The organism is Phycicoccus sp. Soil748, assembly GCF_001428025.1.
In the GTDB taxonomy this organism is placed as follows: Bacteria; Actinomycetota; Actinomycetes; order Actinomycetales; family Dermatophilaceae; genus Pedococcus.
Window position 1 is genome coordinate 323,416 of sequence record NZ_LMSC01000012.1, and the last position, 18,740, is coordinate 342,155.

The 18,740-nt window shown below is 71.8% G+C and carries 17 protein-coding genes and 1 tRNA gene; 8 read left to right on the forward strand and 10 right to left on the reverse strand.

Going from position 1 to position 18,740, the window contains the following annotated elements; genetic code table 11:
- Positions 1–110: 110 nt before the first annotated feature.
- Entirely contained in the window at positions 111–3,833 is a 3,723-nt protein-coding gene (gene metH, locus ASG70_RS17790; RefSeq protein ID WP_235531585.1) for a methionine synthase, read from the forward strand.
- A 154-nt stretch (positions 3,834–3,987) separates the two neighbouring features.
- The gene (locus ASG70_RS17795) at positions 3,988–4,833 is read left to right on the forward strand and encodes a PD-(D/E)XK nuclease family protein (protein WP_056885155.1); all 846 of its coding nucleotides are present in this window, start codon (positions 3,988–3,990) and stop codon (positions 4,831–4,833) included.
- A 3-nt stretch (positions 4,834–4,836) separates the two neighbouring features.
- Here ASG70_RS17795 and ASG70_RS17800 read toward each other — a convergent pair whose 3' ends face one another.
- The gene (locus ASG70_RS17800) at positions 4,837–5,532 is read right to left on the reverse strand and encodes an HAD family phosphatase (protein ID WP_056885156.1); all 696 of its coding nucleotides are present in this window, start codon (positions 5,530–5,532) and stop codon (positions 4,837–4,839) included.
- Positions 5,533–5,693: 161 nt separating this feature from the next.
- Between ASG70_RS17800 and ASG70_RS17805 the strand changes: the two genes are divergently transcribed.
- Positions 5,694–6,554, forward strand: a complete 861-nt coding sequence (locus tag ASG70_RS17805; RefSeq protein WP_056885157.1) for a PAC2 family protein — start codon at positions 5,694–5,696, stop codon at positions 6,552–6,554.
- A gap of 126 nt (positions 6,555–6,680) precedes the next feature.
- Here the strand turns inward: ASG70_RS17805 and mshC are convergent, their stop codons facing one another.
- Genes mshC through ASG70_RS17825 form a run of 4 tightly spaced genes read right to left on the reverse strand, consistent with a single transcriptional unit; the run spans position 6,681 to position 10,041 of the window.
- The gene (gene mshC, locus ASG70_RS17810) at positions 6,681–7,928 is read right to left on the reverse strand and encodes a cysteine--1-D-myo-inosityl 2-amino-2-deoxy-alpha-D-glucopyranoside ligase (RefSeq protein WP_056885158.1); all 1,248 of its coding nucleotides are present in this window, start codon (positions 7,926–7,928) and stop codon (positions 6,681–6,683) included.
- Positions 7,929–7,950: 22 nt separating this feature from the next.
- Complete coding sequence (locus tag ASG70_RS17815; protein WP_235531569.1) at positions 7,951–8,829, reverse strand: SCO1664 family protein; 879 nt, start codon at positions 8,827–8,829, stop codon at positions 7,951–7,953.
- A complete protein-coding gene (locus ASG70_RS17820; RefSeq protein ID WP_056885159.1) occupies positions 8,757–9,296 on the reverse strand; it encodes a DUF3090 domain-containing protein in 540 nt (179 codons plus the stop codon). Before ASG70_RS17820 ends, ASG70_RS17815 begins: the two co-directional genes overlap by 73 nt.
- A 10-nt stretch (positions 9,297–9,306) precedes the next feature.
- Entirely contained in the window at positions 9,307–10,041 is a 735-nt protein-coding gene (locus ASG70_RS17825; protein WP_056885160.1) for an MSMEG_4193 family putative phosphomutase, read from the reverse strand.
- 58 nt (positions 10,042–10,099) lie between these two features.
- On the opposite strand from ASG70_RS17825, the gene corA reads away from it, so the two are divergent.
- A complete protein-coding gene (corA, locus tag ASG70_RS17830; protein WP_056885161.1) occupies positions 10,100–11,080 on the forward strand; it encodes a magnesium/cobalt transporter CorA in 981 nt (326 codons plus the stop codon).
- A 1-nt stretch (position 11,081) separates the two neighbouring features.
- On the opposite strand, the gene ASG70_RS17835 is transcribed toward corA, so the two are convergent.
- Positions 11,082–11,939 carry an undecaprenyl-diphosphate phosphatase gene (locus ASG70_RS17835; RefSeq protein WP_056885162.1) on the reverse strand — a complete coding sequence of 286 codons (858 nt, stop codon included), beginning with the start codon at positions 11,937–11,939 and terminating at the stop codon, positions 11,082–11,084.
- Positions 11,940–11,996: 57 nt separating this feature from the next.
- Positions 11,997–13,055, reverse strand: a complete 1,059-nt coding sequence (locus ASG70_RS17840) for an LLM class F420-dependent oxidoreductase (RefSeq protein ID WP_056885163.1) — start codon at positions 13,053–13,055, stop codon at positions 11,997–11,999.
- A 64-nt stretch (positions 13,056–13,119) separates the two neighbouring features.
- Between ASG70_RS17840 and ASG70_RS17845 the strand changes: the two genes are divergently transcribed.
- The gene (locus tag ASG70_RS17845) at positions 13,120–14,058 is read left to right on the forward strand and encodes an aldo/keto reductase (protein WP_056885164.1); all 939 of its coding nucleotides are present in this window, start codon (positions 13,120–13,122) and stop codon (positions 14,056–14,058) included.
- Positions 14,059–14,107: 49 nt separating this feature from the next.
- Here the strand turns inward: ASG70_RS17845 and ASG70_RS17850 are convergent, their stop codons facing one another.
- Positions 14,108–14,446 (reverse strand): hypothetical protein, encoded by a 339-nt coding sequence (locus ASG70_RS17850; RefSeq protein ID WP_056885165.1) that lies wholly within the window; start codon positions 14,444–14,446, stop codon positions 14,108–14,110.
- Positions 14,447–14,484: 38 nt separating this feature from the next.
- On the opposite strand from ASG70_RS17850, the gene ASG70_RS17855 reads away from it, so the two are divergent.
- Positions 14,485–14,670: a DUF5703 family protein gene (locus tag ASG70_RS17855; protein ID WP_056885354.1), complete on the forward strand. Its 186-nt coding sequence runs from the start codon at positions 14,485–14,487 to the stop codon at positions 14,668–14,670.
- On the opposite strand, the gene ASG70_RS17860 is transcribed toward ASG70_RS17855, so the two are convergent.
- A complete protein-coding gene (locus tag ASG70_RS17860) occupies positions 14,645–15,574 on the reverse strand; it encodes a hypothetical protein (RefSeq protein WP_056885166.1) in 930 nt (309 codons plus the stop codon). The two genes, ASG70_RS17855 and ASG70_RS17860, sit on opposite strands and share 26 nt — an antisense overlap.
- 157 nt (positions 15,575–15,731) lie before the next feature.
- Positions 15,732–17,093: a M20/M25/M40 family metallo-hydrolase gene (locus ASG70_RS17865; RefSeq protein WP_056885167.1), complete on the reverse strand. Its 1,362-nt coding sequence runs from the start codon at positions 17,091–17,093 to the stop codon at positions 15,732–15,734.
- Between the two features lie 183 nt (positions 17,094–17,276).
- Here ASG70_RS17865 and ASG70_RS17870 point away from each other — a divergent pair.
- Both ASG70_RS17870 and ASG70_RS17875 read left to right on the forward strand, forming a co-directional pair.
- Positions 17,277–17,364 (forward strand) — tRNA-Leu (locus ASG70_RS17870).
- Positions 17,365–17,603: 239 nt separating this feature from the next.
- Positions 17,604–18,650, forward strand: coding sequence for a zinc-dependent alcohol dehydrogenase family protein (locus tag ASG70_RS17875; protein WP_056885168.1), 1,047 nt, complete (start codon positions 17,604–17,606; stop codon positions 18,648–18,650).
- Positions 18,651–18,740: the final 90 nt, after the last annotated feature.

The window sequence follows — 18,740 nt, forward strand, 5'->3', positions numbered from 1 at the left end:
GCACGCCGGACGACCCCCCGCGCCATACTTGGACGGTGTCCGATTCCTCCACGCTGCAGCCAGACGCGACCGACGAGCTGAGGGCCGCCCTCACCGAGCGGATCCTCGTGATGGACGGCGCCATGGGCACCATGATCCAGCGCGAGGGGCTCGGCGAGGAGGACTACCGCGGTGAGCGCTTCGCCGACTGGCCGAGCGACCTCAAGGGCAACAACGACCTGCTGAGCCTCACCCAGCCGGAGATCATCGCCGGCATCCACACGGCATACCTCGAGGCGGGCGCCGACCTCGTCGAGACCAACACCTTCAACGCGCAGAAGATCTCCCTCGCCGACTACGGCATGGAGGACCTCGCCTACGAGATCAACCTCGAGTCCGCGCGGCTGGCCCGGCGGGCCTGCGACGCGATGACCGAGCGCACCCCGGACCGGCCCCGCTGGGTGCTCGGCGCCCTCGGCCCGACCAACCGCACGGCATCCATCTCCCCCGACGTCAACGACCCGGGCAAGCGCAACATCACCTTCGACGAGCTCGTCGACGCCTACGGCGAGCAGGCCCGCGGACTCGTCGATGGCGGCGCCGACGTCCTCATCGTCGAGACGATCTTCGACACCCTCAACGCCAAGGCGGCGATCTTCGCCCTCGAGACACTCTTCGAGGAGCACGGCCGCCGCTGGCCGGTCATCATCTCGGGCACCATCACCGACGCCTCGGGCCGCACGCTCTCCGGCCAGGTCACCGAGGCGTTCTGGAACTCCGTGCGGCACGCGCGCCCGCTCGCGGTCGGGCTCAACTGCGCGCTCGGCGCAGCCGAGATGCGCCCGTATGCCGCGGAGATCGCCCGCGTGGCCGACACCTTCGTCTCCTGCTACCCCAACGCCGGGCTGCCCAACGCCTTCGGCGAGTACGACGAGATGCCCGACCAGATGGCCGCGGTGGTGGGCGAGTTCGCCGAGGCGGGGCTGGTCAACCTGCTGGGCGGCTGCTGCGGCACCACCCCCGACCACATCGCCGCCATCGCCAAGGCGGCTGCCGATCAGAAGCCGCGCGTCCCGGCCGAGGTCGCCCCCGCGCTGCGCCTGTCCGGCCTCGAGCCGCTGACGGTCACCGAGGAGTCGCTGTTCGTCAACGTCGGTGAGCGCACCAACATCACCGGGTCGGCGCGGTTCCGCAAGCTCATCCAGGCCGAGGACTACGGCACGGCCCTCAACGTCGCACGCCAGCAGGTCGAGGCCGGCGCCCAGGTCATCGACATCAACATGGACGAGGGCATGATCGACGGCGTCGCGGCCATGGACCGCTTCGTCAAGCTCGTGGCCAGCGAGCCCGACATCTCCCGGGTGCCGGTCATGGTCGACTCCTCGAAGTGGGACGTCATCGAGGCCGGCCTCAAGTGCGTGCAGGGCAAGCCGATCGTCAACTCCATCTCCATGAAGGAGGGCGTCGAGCCGTTCGTCGAGCACGCCCGGCTGTGCCGCAAGTACGGCGCCGCGATCGTCGTCATGGCCTTCGACGAGGACGGCCAGGCCGACTCCCTCGAGCGGCGCAAGGTGATCTGCCGGCGGGCCTACGACATCCTCACGCAGGAGGTCGGGTTCCCCGCCGAGGACATCATCTTCGACCCCAACATCTTCGCGGTGGCCACGGGCATCGAGGAGCACGCCGCCTACGGCACCGACTTCATCGAGGCGACCCGCTGGATCAAGGAGAACCTCCCCGGGGCGCTGGTGTCCGGCGGGGTCTCCAACGTCTCGTTCTCGTTCCGCGGCAACAACCCCGTCCGCGAGGCGATCCACGCGGTGTTCCTGTTCCACGCCATCAAGGCGGGCATGGACATGGGCATCGTCAACGCAGGTGCGCTCGTCGTCTACGACCAGGTCGACCCCGGGCTGCGCGAGCGCATCGAGGACGTCGTCCTCAACCGCCGCCCGGACTCCACCGAGCGGCTGCTCGAGGTAGCCGACTCGTTCAACACCGGCGACACCAAGCAGGAGGCCATCGCCGAGGAGTGGCGCTCCCTGCCCGTGGGCGAACGCATCACCTACGCCCTCGTCAAGGGCATCGACGAGCACGCCGAGTCCGACACCGAGGAGCTGCGCCAGGAGATCAGCGCTCGCGGCGGGCGGCCCATCGAGGTCATCGAGGGCCCGTTGATGGACGGCATGAACGTCGTCGGCGACCTGTTCGGCAGCGGCAAGATGTTCCTGCCCCAGGTCGTGAAGTCGGCCCGCGTCATGAAGAAGGCCGTCGCCTACCTCATCCCGTTCATCGAGGCCGAGAAGACCGAGGCCGAGGTCGCGCAGAACCGCAGCAAGGGCAAGATCGTCCTCGCCACCGTCAAGGGCGACGTCCACGACATCGGCAAGAACATCGTCGGCGTCGTGCTGCAGTGCAACAACTACGACGTCGTCGACCTAGGCGTGATGGTGCCGGCGCAGAAGATCATCGACACGGCGAAGGCCGAGAACGCAGACGTGATCGGCCTGTCCGGGCTGATCACCCCCAGCCTCGACGAGATGGTCGGGTTCGCCTCGGAGATGGAGCGCCAGGGCCTGCACCTGCCCCTGCTCATCGGCGGCGCCACCACGTCGCGGGCGCACACCGCCGTCAAGGTCGACCAGCAGTACCACGGGCCCGTGGTGTGGGTGAAGGACGCGTCGCGCTCGGTGCCGGTCGTCTCCCGGCTGCTCGCCGACGACCAGCGCGAGGCGCTGCTCGAGGAGGTGCGCGCCGACTTCGAGAGCCTGCGCGCACGGCACGCAGCGAAGTCCACCGAACGTCCGCTGGTCTCGCTCGAGGCGGCCCGGGCCAAGGCGACGCCGGTGGACTGGACCACCTACCGTCCCCCCGTGCCGCACCTGGTCGCCGCGCAGGAGAAGGAGCTGCTGCGCCTGCAGTCCGGGCACCGCGGCAAGACCGTCACCCAGTTCGTGCGGACGTTCACCGACTACCCCATCGACGAGCTGCGGGACTACATCGACTGGGGGCCGTTCTTCCTCGCCTGGGAGATGAAGGGCCGCTTCCCCGACATCCTCAACAACCCTGCCACGGGTGAGGCGGCGACCCGTCTCTACGAGGACGCCCAGCAGATGCTCGACCGCATCGTCGAGGAGCGCTGGCTGCGCGCGAGCGGCGTCTTCGGCCTGTTTCCTGCCGCCTCCGTCGGTGACGACATCGAGGTCTACGGCGACGAGTCGCGCGAGCACGTCCTGACCACCCTGCACAGCCTGCGCCAGCAGGGCCAGCACCGCCCCGGGGTGCCCAACCGGGCGATGTCGGACTTCGTGGCGCCCAAGGAGTCCGGGCTCCACGACCACGTCGGGGCGTTCGCCGTCACCGCCGGTCTCGGCGCCCAGGACAAGGTCGCCGAGTTCAAGGCGGCCAACGACGACTACAGCGCCATCCTGCTCGAGTCCCTCGCCGACCGGCTCGCGGAGGCCTTCGCCGAGCGCCTGCACGAGCGGGTGCGCCACGACTTCTGGGGCTACGCCCCCGACGAGCACCTCAAGAACGACGACCTGATCGCCGAGCGCTACACCGGTATCCGGCCCGCGCCGGGCTACCCGATGTGCCCCGACCACACCGAGAAGATGCTCCTCTGGGAGCTGCTCGACGTGGAGAAGCACACCGGTATCGAGCTCACCGAGTCGATGGCGATGTGGCCGGGTGCAGCGGTGTCCGGGTGGTACTTCTCGCACCCGCAGTCGCAGTACTTCGTGGTGGGTCGTCTCGGCCGCGACCAGGTCGAGGACTACGCCGAGCGCAAGGGCTGGACGCTGCGCGAGGCCGAGCGGTGGCTGAGCCCCAACCTCGGCTACCAGCCCGACGACTGACCCCCCACGCTTTCCCCACTTGTTGCCAGAGGGTGGTCACGGAATCCGCGAATCGGGCCTCTGCTGACCACCTGGTGGCAACAAGTGGGGGGTGTCCCACAGGTATGGCGCGGGCTGTCCGGTCCTGTCGGTCGCCGCACCTAGAGTGCGGGTCATGGTTCCCGCCCTGTCCCCGAGCCGCGCGTCGGACTTCAAGCAGTGCCCGCTGCTCTACCGGTTCCGCACCATCGACAAGCTGCCCTCGCCGCCGAGCCCTGCCGCGGCACGGGGCACGCTCGTCCACGCGGTGCTGGAGCGGCTGTTCGACCTCCCCGCTGACCAGCGCACGCCGGCCGCGGCGCAGTCACTGCTGGGCCCGCAGTGGGAAGCACTGGTCGATGAGGAGCCCGAGCTCGCCGCGATGATCGCCGACGACGAGAAGCTCACCGAGGACGGGTGGTTCGACGACGCCCAGGCCCTGATCGAGACGTGGTTCACCCTCGAGGACCCCACCCGGCTCGAGCCCGCCGAGCGTGAGCTCTACGTCGAGACCGAGCTCGACGGCCTGGTCCTGCGTGGCTACGTCGACCGCCTCGACGTCGCGCCCGACGGCGCGATGCGGGTCGTCGACTACAAGACCGGCCGCTCCCCCAGCGAGCTCTTCGAGGGCAAGGCGCTGTTCCAGATGAAGTTCTACGCCCTGGTGCTGTGGCGGCTGCGCGGTGAGATCCCGCGGCTTCTGCAGCTGGTCTACCTGGGCAACGGCGAGGTCGTCCGCTACGCCCCCGACGAGCACGACCTGCTCGGCCTCGAGCGCAACCTCAAGGCCGTCTGGACCGCCATCGAGCACGCGGCCACCACCGGTGACTGGCGACCGAAGACCTCGCGGCTGTGCGACTGGTGCGACTTCCGGGCGTTCTGCCCGGCCTGGGGCGGCACGCCACCGCCGCTGCCCGAGGGGGCGGCGCTGCTGGCGCTCGACCCCGCCGTGTCGGGCCAGGTCGTCCCGGCCGACGACTGAGCGCTACTGCTGGCGGGCGCCGTCGAAGACCGTGCGCAGGTCGGCAGGCGTGAGCCCGCGAAGGCTGGGGACCTGGACGGCCCCCACGGTCACCGGTACCGGCACGACGTGCGGCACGGCGATGGTCGGCACCCCCGCCGCGACGGCGGACCGAACCCCCGTCGGGGAGTCCTCGATCGCGACGCAGTCGGCCACCTTGACCCCGAGGGTGCGTGCCGCGGCGAGGTAGGGCTCGGGGTGTGGCTTGCCGTGCTCGACCTCGTCGCCGGTGATGACCGCGGTGAACGTCTGCGCCGGCAGCGCCGCGAGGACGGCGTCGGCCAGGGAGCGCCACGACATGGTGACCAGCGCGCTCGGTACGCCGGCCTCCTGCAACGCGGTGAGGAGCTCGAGGGCGCCGGGACGCCACGGCACGTGCTCGGCCACCTGCGCCACGACGCGTCGCAGCAGCTCCTCGATGATCTCGACCGGGTCGAGCTCGACGGGGCTGTTGTCGCGGATGAACTGCGCGGACACCATCAGGTCGTTGCCGACGAGCTGGTGGGCGTACTCGTCGCTCCAGGTGCCGCCGGCCTCCTCGACGATCGCGTGCTCGGCGTTGATCCAGTAGGGCTCGGTGTCAACCAGCGTCCCGTCCATGTCCCACAGGACGGCCGCCGGCAGCCGGTCGGTGGAGGCGGTCGACGGGGACGAGGACATGGCTGTGGGGCTCCGGCTGGTTCGGGGGTGGTGGTGCTGGTGGGGTGGCGCGCGAGGGTGGAGGCGGCGCGCCCGACTATACGCAGGCGGCGGGACCCGGCAGCACCGCGGACCGTAGGCTGGGAGGACTGAGTGCCGCCGGGCACGGGCGAGGAGGAACGGTGATCGAGCTCGAGGACGTACCGGAGCTGAACAACCCGGTCGTCATCGCGGCCTTCGAGGGCTGGAACGACGCGGGCGAGGCTGCCACCGCAGCAATCGACCACCTCGTCGACGTCTGGGACGCCGAGGCCGTCGCCGCCCTCGACCCGGAGGACTACTACGACTTCCAGGTCAACCGGCCGCGGGTCGTCCTCGACGACGGCCGGCGCCGCATCCACTGGCGCACGACGCGGATCCTCGTGGCCGGCAGCGAGACGCTGCAGCGCGACGTGGTGCTCATCCAGGGCATCGAGCCGTCGTTCCGCTGGCGTGCCTTCACCATTGAGCTGATGGAGTTCGCCCAGCAGGTGGGAGCGTCGACGGTCTTCACCCTCGGCGCCCTCATGGCCGACGTGGCGCACACCCGTCCCATCCCGGTCACCGCCACCTCCGACGACGACGACGTCATCCACCGCTTCGACCTCGAGCCGAGCCGCTACGAGGGCCCGACGGGCATCGTGGGCGTGCTGGCCGACGCCGCCACGCAGTCGGGCATGCAGTCGATCTCGTGCTGGGCCGCCGTCCCGCACTACGCCGGCCACTCCCCGTCCCCCAAGGCGACGCTGGCGCTCGTCTCGCGGCTGGAGGAGCTGCTCGACGCCCCCATCCCCCACGGTGACCTCGCCGACGGCGCGCGGGCGTGGGAGCGCGGCATCAACGAGCTCGCCGAGACCGACGAGGAGGTCGCGGAGTACGTCCAGTCCCTCGAGCAGGCCCAGGACACCGCCGACCTGCCGGAGGCCAGCGGCGACGCGATCGCCCGCGAGTTCGAGCGCTACCTGCGCCGGCGCGGCCAGGACGGCCCCGGCCAGCCGGGCTGAGCCAGCCGGGACGAGCCAGCCGGGCTGAGCCAGCCGCGCTGAGCCAGCCGGGACGAGCGGGGCCGGGCTGACCCGAAGCGCCTCAGCGTGTTGGCAGGTCAGCCTCGAGACCAGGTCAGATCCGGGTCAGACGCGGACGCCGAGGACGGCGTCGAGGGCGCGGGCCAGGACGCCGGACGCCGCGGTGTCGTCGCCACCCCGGGTGAGGCACTCCTTGGCCCAGCGGTCCACGGCCGCGAGGGCGCCCGGGGTGTCGAGGTCGGCGGCCACGTGGCGACGCACCTGCTCGACGACGTCCTCGCTGTCCGGGGCCCCGTCGACAGAAAGAGCGGCGCGCCACGTGTCGAGGCGCTCCTGGGCCTGCTTGAGCAGGTCGTCGCTCCACGACCACTCCGTGCGGTAGTGCTGCGACAGCAGGGCGAGCCGGATGGCCATGGGGTCGACGCCTTCGGCCCGTAGGGCCGAGACGAGCACGAGGTTTCCCCTGGACTTGCTCATCTTCTCGCCGTCGAGGCCGACCATGGCCTGGTGGGCGTAGGTGCGGGCGAACGGCCGCTCCCCGGTGAGGACGACGGCCTGGGTGGCGCTCATCTCGTGGTGCGGGAAGACGAGGTCGGTGCCACCGCCCTGCACGTCGAACGTCATGCCCAGGTGGTCCAGGGCGATGGCGGTGCACTCGATGTGCCATCCGGGACGGCCGGCGGGCAGCCCGTCGACCTCCCAGGAGGGTTCGCCCTCACGGGCCGCGCGCCACAGCAGCGGGTCGAGCGCTTCGCGCTTGCCCTCGCGGTCGGGGTCGCCGCCGCGCTCGGCGTAGACCTCGAGCATCTGCTCGCGCGTCCAGCCCGAGACGCCGCCGAAGCCCTCGTCGCTGGTGAGGTCGAGGTACACGTCGTCACCGTCGGACTCGGCCGTCGGCACGGAGTACGCCGCGCCGCGGTCCACGAGCCCCCGGACCGCCTTGGCGACCGAGTCGATGCTCTCGACGACGCCGACGTAGTGGTCGGGCGGGATGACGGCCAGGGCGGTCATGTCCTCGCGGAACAGGGCGATCTCGCGGGTGGCGAGGTCCTCCCACCGCACGCCGTCCCGCTGCGCGCGCTCGATGAGCGGGTCATCGACGTCGGTGATGTTCTGCACGTAGACCACGTCGTGGCCGGCGTCGCGAAGGGCGCGGCCGAGGACGTCGAACGTCACGTAGGTGGCCGCGTGCCCCATGTGCGTGGCGTCGTACGGCGTGATGCCGCAGACGTACATCCGCGCGGTCGGCCCCGGGGTGAGGGGGCGCACGACACCGGAGGCGGTGTCGAAGACCTGGACCGGGTGGCCGGTGCCGGGGACGGCGGGGAGGAACGGGGTCGGCCAGGAGATCACAGCGGAACTCTACGTTGGCCGCTCAGAGGGGCGGCCACGGGATGGCCGGCCACTGCCCCGACGGGACCGGGTAGGCCCTGCGGTCCAGCAGCCGGCGGCCGCGCCCGAGCAGGGCCGCGACCTCGCGCAGGGTGAGCAGGGAGTCCAGCTCGGCGCGCAGCGACGCCTCCTCGTCCTGCACCAGCTCGACGACCGCCGCGATGCGGGCAAGGTCGGCCTCGGCGATCGGCTCGCCCGCGAACCCCCACAGCACCGTACGGAGCTTGGGCTCCTCGTGCAGGCTCACGCCGTGGTCGAACCCGCGCAGCCTCCCCTCGTCGCGCACGAGGTGCGAACCCTTGCGGTCGGAGTTGTTGATGAGGGCGTCGAAGGCCGCGACGGTCCGCGCCGCCGCCGAGTCCTCGTGCACGACGACCACGGGCTCGCCCAGCTCGTTCTCGCCGCGCAGCACCGGCAGCCAGCCGGTCGGCACCTCGCGCGGGCCGACGACGTCGACCGGGTGCTCCGGCTCGTCGGTCGGGTCGCCCACCCAGCGCTGCACGGAGCCGATGCCCTGCGGGCCCGAGCGCAGCACCGTGGGCGGCACGACGTCGAAGCCGCCGGCGGCACTGATGAGGTAGGCCGCGACCTCCCGGCCGGCGAGCGTGCCGTCGGGGAAGTCCCACAGCGGCCGCTCCCCCATGACCGGCTTGTAGATCGCGAGGGGGCCGCCCGCGCCGGCGCGCACGAGCACCGCCAGGTTGGAGGCGTCCGCGATCCGCCCGAGGACCTCGAGGTCCTCCCGCGTGAGGACCTCGAGCAGGTCGGCGTCGCCGGGCTGGCTCGGGCTCAGCGCTTGTAGCCGTTCGCGCGAGGGCAGATGTGGCCCTCGACCTCGAGCGGACCACCGCAGAACGGGCACGGCGGCCTCCCGGCAGCCACGATCGACTGGGCACGCCGGGCGAAGGCCCTGGCGCGGGCAGGGGTGAGGACCACACGGACCTGGCGGGGCTCGGTGGTGAGGACGTCGGGCTCCAGCGATGCCTCGGGGTCGTCGGGGTCGCGGTCCAGCGCCTCGATGATGATGACCTGGCGGTCCTCGTCCCACGCGAGGGCGAGGGTGTTGACCCGGAACTCGTCCTCGATCGGGGTGTCGAGCGGGGCGTTGTCGACGACCTCGGCCGCGACGTGGTCGGCGCCCGCGCCCCCGGCGTAGCTGTCGAGCAGGTCGTTGATGCGCGTCGCGAGGACGTCCACCTGCTGCTTCTCGAGGGACACGCTGGTGAGGCGCCGGCCCTCGCTCGCCTGGAGGAAGAAGGTCCGCTGTCCCGGTGGCCCGACGGTCCCGGCGACGAACCGGTCCGGCGGGTCGAACTCGTGGAGCGACATGGTCAAAACTCTAACCGGCTCCGCCGCCGACCTGCGCATCCCCGGTCGGTGCGGCGTCCGTCGCCGTCGGGGTCTCCCCCGCCTGCGGGTTGTCGGCCGGTGGCCGGAACCTGGCCAGGTCCGGGGCCAGCTCGTTGGCGGAGAGCAGGAACGTGTGGCGCTCGCCGTAGCGGATGGCGCAGACCGAGGCGGGGTCGGCGGTGTAGCGCTGGAAGTGCCCCAGGCCCGCGCCCGTCGCGTCGGCCAGCACGGCCTTGACGAGGTCGCCGTGGCTGACCGCGACCCAGACGGCGTCCTTGCCGTGCGACTCGAGCACCTCGGCGTCGTGGCGGCGTACCGCCTCGACGACGCGGTCGCTCATCTCCTGCAGGCTCTCGGCGGCGTACTCGTCGTGGTCGGGGAAGCGCGCGTTGCCGGGGTCGTCCTGGACCGTCGACCAGAGCGGCTCCTTGGCGAGCTCGCTCAGCTTCCGGCCGCTCCACGCGCCGTACGCGCACTCCTGCAGGCCGTCCTCGACCACGACCTGGACCCCCACCGCCGTGGCCAGCGGGTGCGCCGTCTCCAGGCACCGTTCGAGCGGGCTGCTCACCACCCGGGCGACCGGGGCGCCGGCGAAGCGCTCTCCGAGGGCCGCGGCCTGGCCGCGGCCGCGCTCGGTCAGGTGGACGCCGGGCAGGCGGCCGGCCAGGATCCCCTCGCCGTTCGCGCTGGAGTGGCCGTGGCGGACGAGCAGGAGGGTGGGCACGTCCGCACTCTACGGCCGGTCGCTCGCCCCGGCCGCGGCGACGTGGTGGAGTAGCCCCGTGATCGTCGACCAAGCCATCTACCGCGACGGCATCCGCGAACCCTGCGGTGACCTCAGCGACGCCCTCGAGGGCCTGCGCACCGGGGCCGACCCGCACGCCTTCCTCTGGATCGGGCTCAAGGACCCGACCGACGCCGAGTTCGACCTCGTCAACGACGAGCTCAAGCTGCACCCGCTCGCCGTCGAGGACGCCATCAAGGGCAACCAGCGACCCAAGGTCGAGCTGTACGACAACACGATCTTCGTGGTGCTCAAGACGCTGCGCTACGTCGAGGCGACCAGCGACGTCGAGACCGGTGAGGTCATGCTCTTCGTCGGCGACCGCTTCGTGGTCACCGTCCGGTACGGCGACGTCAGCCCCCTGGCGTCGGTGCGCCACCGGCTCGAGGGGATGCCGCAGCAGCTGCGCCACGGTGAGGTCAGCGTCCTGCACGCCGTCATGGACGCGATCGTCGACAACTACGTCGCCATCGACGGCGAGCTCCAGAACGACCTCGAGGAGATCGAGGCGGCGGTGTTCTCCGGTGCCCGTGACACCGACTCCGGCCAGATCTACCGCCTCAAGCGCGAGGTCCTCGAGTTCCGCCGCGCCGCGACACCGCTCGCCGCGCCGCTGAGCATGCTCCACGACGGGTCGCGCAGCCCCGTCAGCGTCAAGGAGATGCGGCTGCTGTTCCGCGACGTCGCCGACCACCTGCTGCGTGTCATCGACCACGTGGAGTCGTACGACCGCCTGCTCACCGACGTCCTCAACGCCCACCTGGCGCAGATCTCGGTGCAGCAGAACAGCGACATGCGCAAGATCTCCGCCTGGGTCGCCATCGCCGCAGTGCCCACGATGATCGCCGGCGTCTACGGCATGAACTTCGACAACATGCCGGAGCTGCGCTTCAGGTACGGCTACTACGTCGTGCTGGGCGTCATGGCCGTCGCCTGCCTGGGCCTGTACCGCGCGTTCCGCCGCTCCGACTGGCTGTAGCTCAGGTGGCGGTCATCCAGCCGGCGGAGAGGACCACGACGAGCACGGCACCCAGCGCCACGCGGTACCAGACGAAGGCCGTGATCTTGTTGCTGCTGACGAACTTGAGCAGCCACGCGATCGAGGCGTAGGCGACCACGAAGGACACCACGACGCCGACGACCATCTGGCCGATGCCGAGGAGCTTGAGGTGGTCGGTCTCGCTCGCCATCTCGAACAGGCCGGCCGCGGTCAGCGCGGGGATGGCCATGAAGAACGAGAGCCGGGTCGCCGTGACCCGGTCGAGGCCCCGGAACAGGCCGGCCGAGATCGTCGCCCCCGAGCGAGACACGCCGGGCACCAGCGAGAAGCACTGCACCAGGCCGATGACGACGCCGTCCTGCACCGTCACGTCGCCCTCGTGGCGCTCGTCGCCCCGGCGGGCCAGGGCCGCGTGCCTGGTCTCGGCGAGCCACATCACGGCGCTCCACAGCACCAGGGCCGCCGCGACGACCCAGAGGCTGCGGAGCGGGCCGCTGATGAGGTCCTTGCCGAGGAAGCCGACGATGCCCACCGGGATGGACCCGACGATGACCGCCCACGCCAGCTGGTAGTCGTGGTGGGTGCGACCCTCGGCGCCGCGCAGCCCCCCGACCCAGGCCACGAGCAGCCGGACGATGTCGCGCCGGAAGTACAGCAGCGTCGCCAGGATGGCGCCGAGCTGGATGACCGCGGTGTACGCCGTGACGCCCGGGTCGTCCACGGTGAGGCCGAGCAGCTTCTCGGTGATGGTGAGGTGGCCGGTGGAGGAGACGGGGAGGAACTCGGTGAGTCCCTCGACGATGCCGAGGATGACGGCGTCGAGGTAGCTGAGGGTCACGGTTCTGCTTTCAGGTCGAGGACGCGGGGAGCGGCACTGGCGTCGGGGTGCGGCCCGTCAGCCGACAGTCTCGCGCATGACCTCGGCCATGGTCCGCACGACATGCAGGCGCTCCTCGAGGCCTCCGGCGAACGGCGCCACCGACAGCGTGCCCACCCCGGCGTCGGCGTAGCGGCCGATCCGGGCCGCGATGCGCTCCCGGGTGCCGATGAGCGAGGTGGCGTCGATGAGCTCGAACGGCACGGCCGCCGCGGCGTCGCGGTGCCGCCGCGCGAGGTAGAGGTCCTGGACCTCGGCTGCCGCGTCCTCGAAGCCCATCCGGCAGGCGAGCTGGTTGTAGAAGTTCTGCTCCCGTGAGCCCATCCCGCCGATGTAGAGGGCTGCGTAGGGCCGGACCGCGTCGGCCGCGGCCTCGACGTCGTCGCCGATGACGACGGGCACCGACGGGGCGATGTCGAAGCCCTCCAACGGGTTCGCCTCCGTCCCCCGACCGGCTCGCCGGCGGCCGGTCGCGACGCTCTCGACCTGCTCGCGCGAGTGCTCGGGGCTGAAGAAGATCGCGTGCCAGCCGTCGGCCACCTCACCGGCGAGCTCGAGGTTCTTCGGGCCGACCGCGGCGAGGTAGATGGGCAGGTCCGGCCGGGGCGGGTGGATGGTGAGCTTGAGCGGCTTGCCGGGACCGTCGGGCAGCGGCAGCGTGAAGTGCCGACCCTCGTAGGCGACCGTCTCCCGCCGCAGCGCCATGCGCACGATGTCGACGTACTCGCGGGCGCGGGCGAGTGGCGCCGCGAACCGTACGCCGTGCCAGCCCTCGCTGACCTGCGGACCGCTGACGCCGAGGCCCAGTCGGAAGCGGCCGCCGGAGAGGGTGTCCAACGTCGCGGCGGTCATGGCCGTCATCGCCGGGGTGCGCGCCGGGATCTGCATGACCGCGGCGCCGAGGTGGATCCGCTCGGTGAGCGCCCCGACCCAGGAGAGGACCGTGGGCACGTCCGACCCGTACGCCTCCGCGGCCCAGGCGACCGCGTAGCCGAGCCGGTCGGCCTCCTGCGCCACCGCCACGTTGTCCTGGTCGACACCCATCCCGAAGTAGCCGAGGTTCACACCGAGTTCCATGGCACGGAGGCTATCGGCGGGGCTGCGCGGTGCGGGCCCGACGCGGCGGCTACGGTACGGGACCATGCGCCAGCGACGGATGGGGAGCTCGGGCCTGACGGTGTCGCGCCTCGGCCTGGGGACGATGACCTGGGGACGGACCACCGACGAGGAGGCGGCGCGCGAGCAGCTGCGCACCTTCGTCGACGCCGGCGGCACCCTCGTCGACACGGCTCACGGGTACTCCGACGGTGCGTCCGAGGAGATCATCGGGCGCCTCATCGAGGACGAGGTCGACCGCGACGAGCTCGTCATCTGCACCAAGTCCGGCATCTCGCGGCGTTCGGGGCACCGAGTCGTGGACACCTCGCGCCACAGCCTGCTCAGCCAGCTCGACACCTCGTTGGAGCGCCTGGCCACCGACCACGTCGACCTGTGGCTCGTGCACACGTGGTCCGACGAGGCTCCCCTCACCGAGACGCTGTCGGCCCTGGAGTGGGCGGTCAGCACCGGCCGAGCACGCTACGTCGGCGTGTCCAACTTCAGCGGCTGGCAGACCGCCCGCGCCCTGTCGCTGCTGGAGCAGGCGCGGGTCCCGCTGGTCGCCAACGAGGTCGAGTACTCCCTGGTCAACCGTGCCGCCGAGCCGGACCTGCTCGCGGCCTCGCAGGCGCTGGGGTTCGGGCTGCTGCCCTGGTCGCCCCTCGGCCGCGGCGTCCTCACCGGGAAGTACCGCCACGGGGTCCCGGCCGACTCCCGCGCCGCCTCACGGGACTTCCCGCGGTTCACCGCGCGCTACCTCGACGACCGCAGCACCGGCGTCGTCGAGGCCCTTGCCATCGCGGCCAAGGGCCTCGAGGTCACCCCCGCGGAGGTCGCCCTCGCCTGGGTCCGTGACCGCCCCGGCGTCGTGGCGCCCGTCGTGGGGGCCCGGACCACGGCACAGCTGCGTACGTCGCTGGCGAGCGAGGACCTGGATCTCCCCGCGGAGCTCGTGGCCGCCCTCGACGAGGTGTCCGCCTGAGTGGCGACCCCCGTCGGGGCCTGCACCTGAGGTCGACCGTCAGCCCGGGTCAGGCGCGGTCGTCGTCCTCGTCACCGTCGTCGTAGTCGGTGTCGTCGAGACCCGAGTAGACGGCGCCGTCGCCGTCCTCGTCGGAGTGGTCGTCGAGCTCCTCGTCGTCCTCGTCCTCGTCGTCGTCATCCTCGTCACCGTCGTAGATGTCGAGCGGCGTCATCTCGCCGTAGGCCTGCAGGAGGGTGTCGTCGTAGGCCGCGAAGGCATCCGCGAGGTCGTCGTAGGCGGCGATGACGGTGGGGTCTTCCTCACCGCGCTTGGAGGCCGAGGCCTCGAGATGCCGCTCGAATGCGGCCACGAGGTCGGCCAGCGCGCCACGCGGGTCTGCGGTCATGTGGAGACCGTAGCGGGTTCCGGGTAGAAATGGCGGTGATGGTTGAGTACGAGTACCGCGTCCTGAGCTTCGCCCGAGGCGACTCCCGGTCCGACATCCGGCGGACCCTGGCCGACCATGCCGAGTACGGCCACTGGGAGCTGCACCGCACGCGGATCTATCTCGGTGGCGTGCAGCGCACCTGGTTGCGGCGCAAGATCATCCGCGTCCCGCGACCCCACTGAGCCCCCGGGCCCGGCGGGTCATCAGCACCCCGAGCCAGAGCATTCCGGCGCCCGCGAGTGCCATGGGGACGACGGCGCCGCCGGTGAAGGCGAGCCGGACCGGCAGGGCCGAGGCAGCGCCGGGACGGCCACCGGCTGACGGATCGTGCGCAGCAGGGGCCGACGGGACGTTGCCCGGTGCCGGCGACCCCGCCGCCCCCGGGCACGGTACGACGAGGCGGTCGAGGGGCACCCCGGCGGCGGTGAGCTCCCTGATGACGTCGTGGTCGAGCACCACGAGCGTGGTCTGCAGCGGCACGACCTGCCGCGTCACCCGGACGCACGCGCCGAGCAGACCCTGCGCGGCGGCGTCCACCGAGGCCACGTGGTCGCCGGCGGGCACGGCACCCTCGGGGCAGGGGGCAAGAGCCTGGGGGAACTGCTTGACGAGCGGCGAGGACAGGTCCACCCCTGCCGCGCGGAGGTCCACCTCGACAGCCGGCGACGTGCCCCCGGTGGGGATGATGCACGCTGTCGCGGCCGGGCTGTCGACGACGGCGCTCCCGCCCGTGGACGCAGCCGAGCCCTTCGAACCCTTCGCCTCGGTCGCACTCGAGGTGCCGGACTTCGACGAACCCCCCTGTGCGCCTGGGGTCGCCGAGGTGGTGGACGTCCCCGACGGGTGCGAGGCCGGCGTCGTACCGGAGCCGGAGCCCGGGGCCGTGGTCGTCGCTCCGGGGACCGGGAGACCGAGGCCGCCGGTCGCCCCGGTGACCGTCGAGGTGACGTCACCCACCGTGGTGGCGACCGGGTCGGGCAGCGTCAGGGCCTGCGACGCGGTCGCGCCCCCGCAGACCAGGGCGCCGGCCACCCCGAGGGCGGCGACGAGCCGGGCGGTGGAGGTGTGCTGGCGACGCCTGGTCATGGTGGCTCCTTTGCCGGACAGGGTGAGGTCCCTGCCCGGTCAACGACCGGGGACGCCGAAGGCTACGGGCCGGTAACCCACTCGCGGGACGAGCTGTCCGGGTGCCCGGTGGCCGAGCCCGGTACCGCGCGGAGCCGGCCCCGCGCCGTACCTCCCGTCAGCAGGTGGCGACGAAGCGCGACAGCACCCGCGCGCCGAACTCGAGGGCCGCCACGGGCACGCGCTCGTCGATGCCGTGGAACATCGGGGCGAAGTCGAGGTCGGCGGGCAGCTGCAGGGGCGCGAAGCCGTAGCCGGTGATGCCGAGGGTGCTCAGGGCCTTGTTGTCGGTGCCGCCCGAGAGGCAGTAGGGCAGCACCTGCGCACCCGGGTCCTCCGCCAGCAGCGCCGCGGTCATCGCCTCCACGAGCGGGCCCTCGAACGGGGCATCGAGCGCGATGTCACGGTGCACGACCTCGACCTCGACGTGCTCCCCGGCGAGCTCGCGGATGGTCGCGAGCAGGTCGTCGTCGTGACCGGGCAGGAACCGGCAGTCCAGGGCGGCGCTGGCACTCTGGGGGATGACGTTGTGCTTGTACCCGGCGTCGGCCATCGTGAAGTTGGCGGTGTCCTGCAGGGTCCCGCGCACGAACCCCTGGGCGCCGCCGAGGTGGTCGAGCAGGTCGTCGAGGTCCTCGTCGGACCAGCTGGTCCCGGTGAGGTCGCTGAGCCCGTCGAGCAGCTCGCGCACCGAGGCGATGTACTCGCGGGGCCACTTGTGGGCGTTGATCCGGCTGATCGCCTCGGCGAGGTGGACGATCGCGTTGTCGGGGTTCGGGACGGACCCGTGGCCGGCGCGCCCGGTGGCCACCAGCCGGAGCCAGAGGATGCCCTTCTCCGCGGTCTGGACGAGGTAGGCGCGGGACTGGTCCCCGCCCCGGGTCGGCACGGTGACGCTGTAGCCCCCCACCTCGCTGACCGCCTCGGTGACGCCCTCGAACAGCTCGGGGTGCGTCCTCACGACGTGGTGGGAACCCTTGACCCCGCCCGCCTCCTCGTCGGCGAAGAACGCCACGACGAGGTCGCGGGGCGGCTTGGCACCGCGCCGGGCCAGGTCGCGAACGGTGGCGAGGATCATCGCGTCCATGTCCTTCATGTCCACCGCGCCGCGTCCCCACACGCAGCCGTCCCGCAGCTCGGCGCTGAACGGGTCGACCTGCCAGTCGGCAGCGTTGGCGGGCACGACGTCGAGGTGGCCGTGGATGCACAGGGCGGGCCGGCCACGGTCCTCGCCCTCGAGGCGCACGACGACGCTCGTGCGTCCCGGGTCGCTCTCGACGACCGTCGGCTCGAGCCCGACCTCACGGAGCTGGGCCACGACGTACTCCGCCGCCTCCCGCTCCCCCGGCCCACTGCCGTCGCCGTAATTGGTGCTGTCGATGCGGATGAGGTCGCGGCAGATGCGCACGACCTCGTCGGCGGGTCCGGTGACCTCGGTGGTCGGGCTGGCGTCCGGGGCGGGGTTGGCGGCGTCGCTCATGCCCTCCACCCTAGGCGCGCGGGTGCGCCGAACGAGCGGCAGCGACCCGCGCGTGAGGGCCGTACGACGCTTGGCGTGGGCCTCCATTTCCTTGGCACCGGGGCGGTTTGGGAGTTGCACCCCCCGACGTGTATCGTTCCGGGTCGCAGCAGGCGCTCCTCCGGGAGGCTTGTCTCACACCCTGTCCGGGTGGCGGAATGGCAGACGCGCTAGCTTGAGGTGCTAGTGCCCTTTATCGGGCGTGGGGGTTCAAGTCCCCCTCCGGACACCACGACGAAGAAGGACCCCCATGCTTTTCCGGGGGTCCTTCTTCGTCGTTGACGGCGGCAGGCGGACTTGGGACGAGCCGGCGACGGCTCCCCCTCCGGACGCCCCTGATCGAGCGAATGCCCCGACCGCCGACCGCCGAGTTCCCTGCGCCATGCGGGACCTAGGACTCTCCTGCCCGGCGACGCCTCGCGGTGGAGTGGTTGCGGACCTGCAGGGTGCAGGCCGCGAGAGGAGCCACCCATGCATGCCGTCGTCTACCACGGACCGGGCCGCAAGTCGTGGGAGGAGGTCCCGAAGCCATCCATCCAGGACGACACGGATGCCGTCGTGCGCGTCGACTCGGTCACCATCTGCGGCACCGACCTGCACATCCTCAAGGGTGACGTCCCCGCGGTGACCGACGGCCGCATCCTCGGGCACGAGGCGGTGGGCACCGTCGAGTCGGTCGGCTCGGGCGTCAAGAACCTCTCCCCCGGGGATCGCGTGCTCGTCTCGTGCATCACCGCCTGCGGCTCGTGCCGCTACTGCCGAGAGGCCCGCTACGGCCAGTGCCTCGGCGGGGGTGGCTGGATCCTCGGGCACCTCATCGACGGGACGCAGGCCGAGTACGTCCGGGTCCCGTTCGCCGACACCTCCACCTTCGCCATCCCCGCCGGCGTCACCGACGAGGAGGTCCTCATGCTGGCCGACATCGGCCCCACGGGCTACGAAGTGGGCGTCCTCAACGGCCACGTGCGCCCCGGTGACGTCGTCGCCGTGGTCGGCGCGGGCCCGATCGGCCTCTCCTCGATCATGGGCGCCAAGCTGTTCAGTCCGGCGCACGTGGTGGCGATCGACCTCGCCGGCTCCCGGCTCGACGCGGCCAAGCGGGTCGGCGCGGACGTCGTCGTCGACGCCTCGCGCGACGACGCCCTCGAAGTCGTCCGCGGCCTGACGGACGGGCTCGGCGCCGACGTCGCGATCGAGGCCGTGGGGATTCCCGGCACCTTCGAGCAGTGCGCGGCGCTCGTGCGCCCCGGCGGGACCGTCGCCAACGTCGGCGTCCACGGCAAACCCGCGACCCTGCACCTCGAGGACCTGTGGATCAAGGACGTCACCATCACCACGGGCCTGGTCGACACCTACTCGACGCCCACGCTGCTGCGCCTGCTCGCCAGCCGGCAGCTCGACCTCGGTCAGCTCGTGACGCACCGCTTCGGGCTCGACGACTTCATGCAGGCCTACGAGGTCTTCGCGAACGCCGCCGACACCCAGGCCCTCAAGGTCGTCCTCAGCGCGCGGTCCTGAGGAGCCCCGACGCGACCAGGCGCCCGGTCGCTCGCACCCGACGCCTGCCGGAGCACCGCCTACGTCGCAGGGATGACCCGATCCCCACGA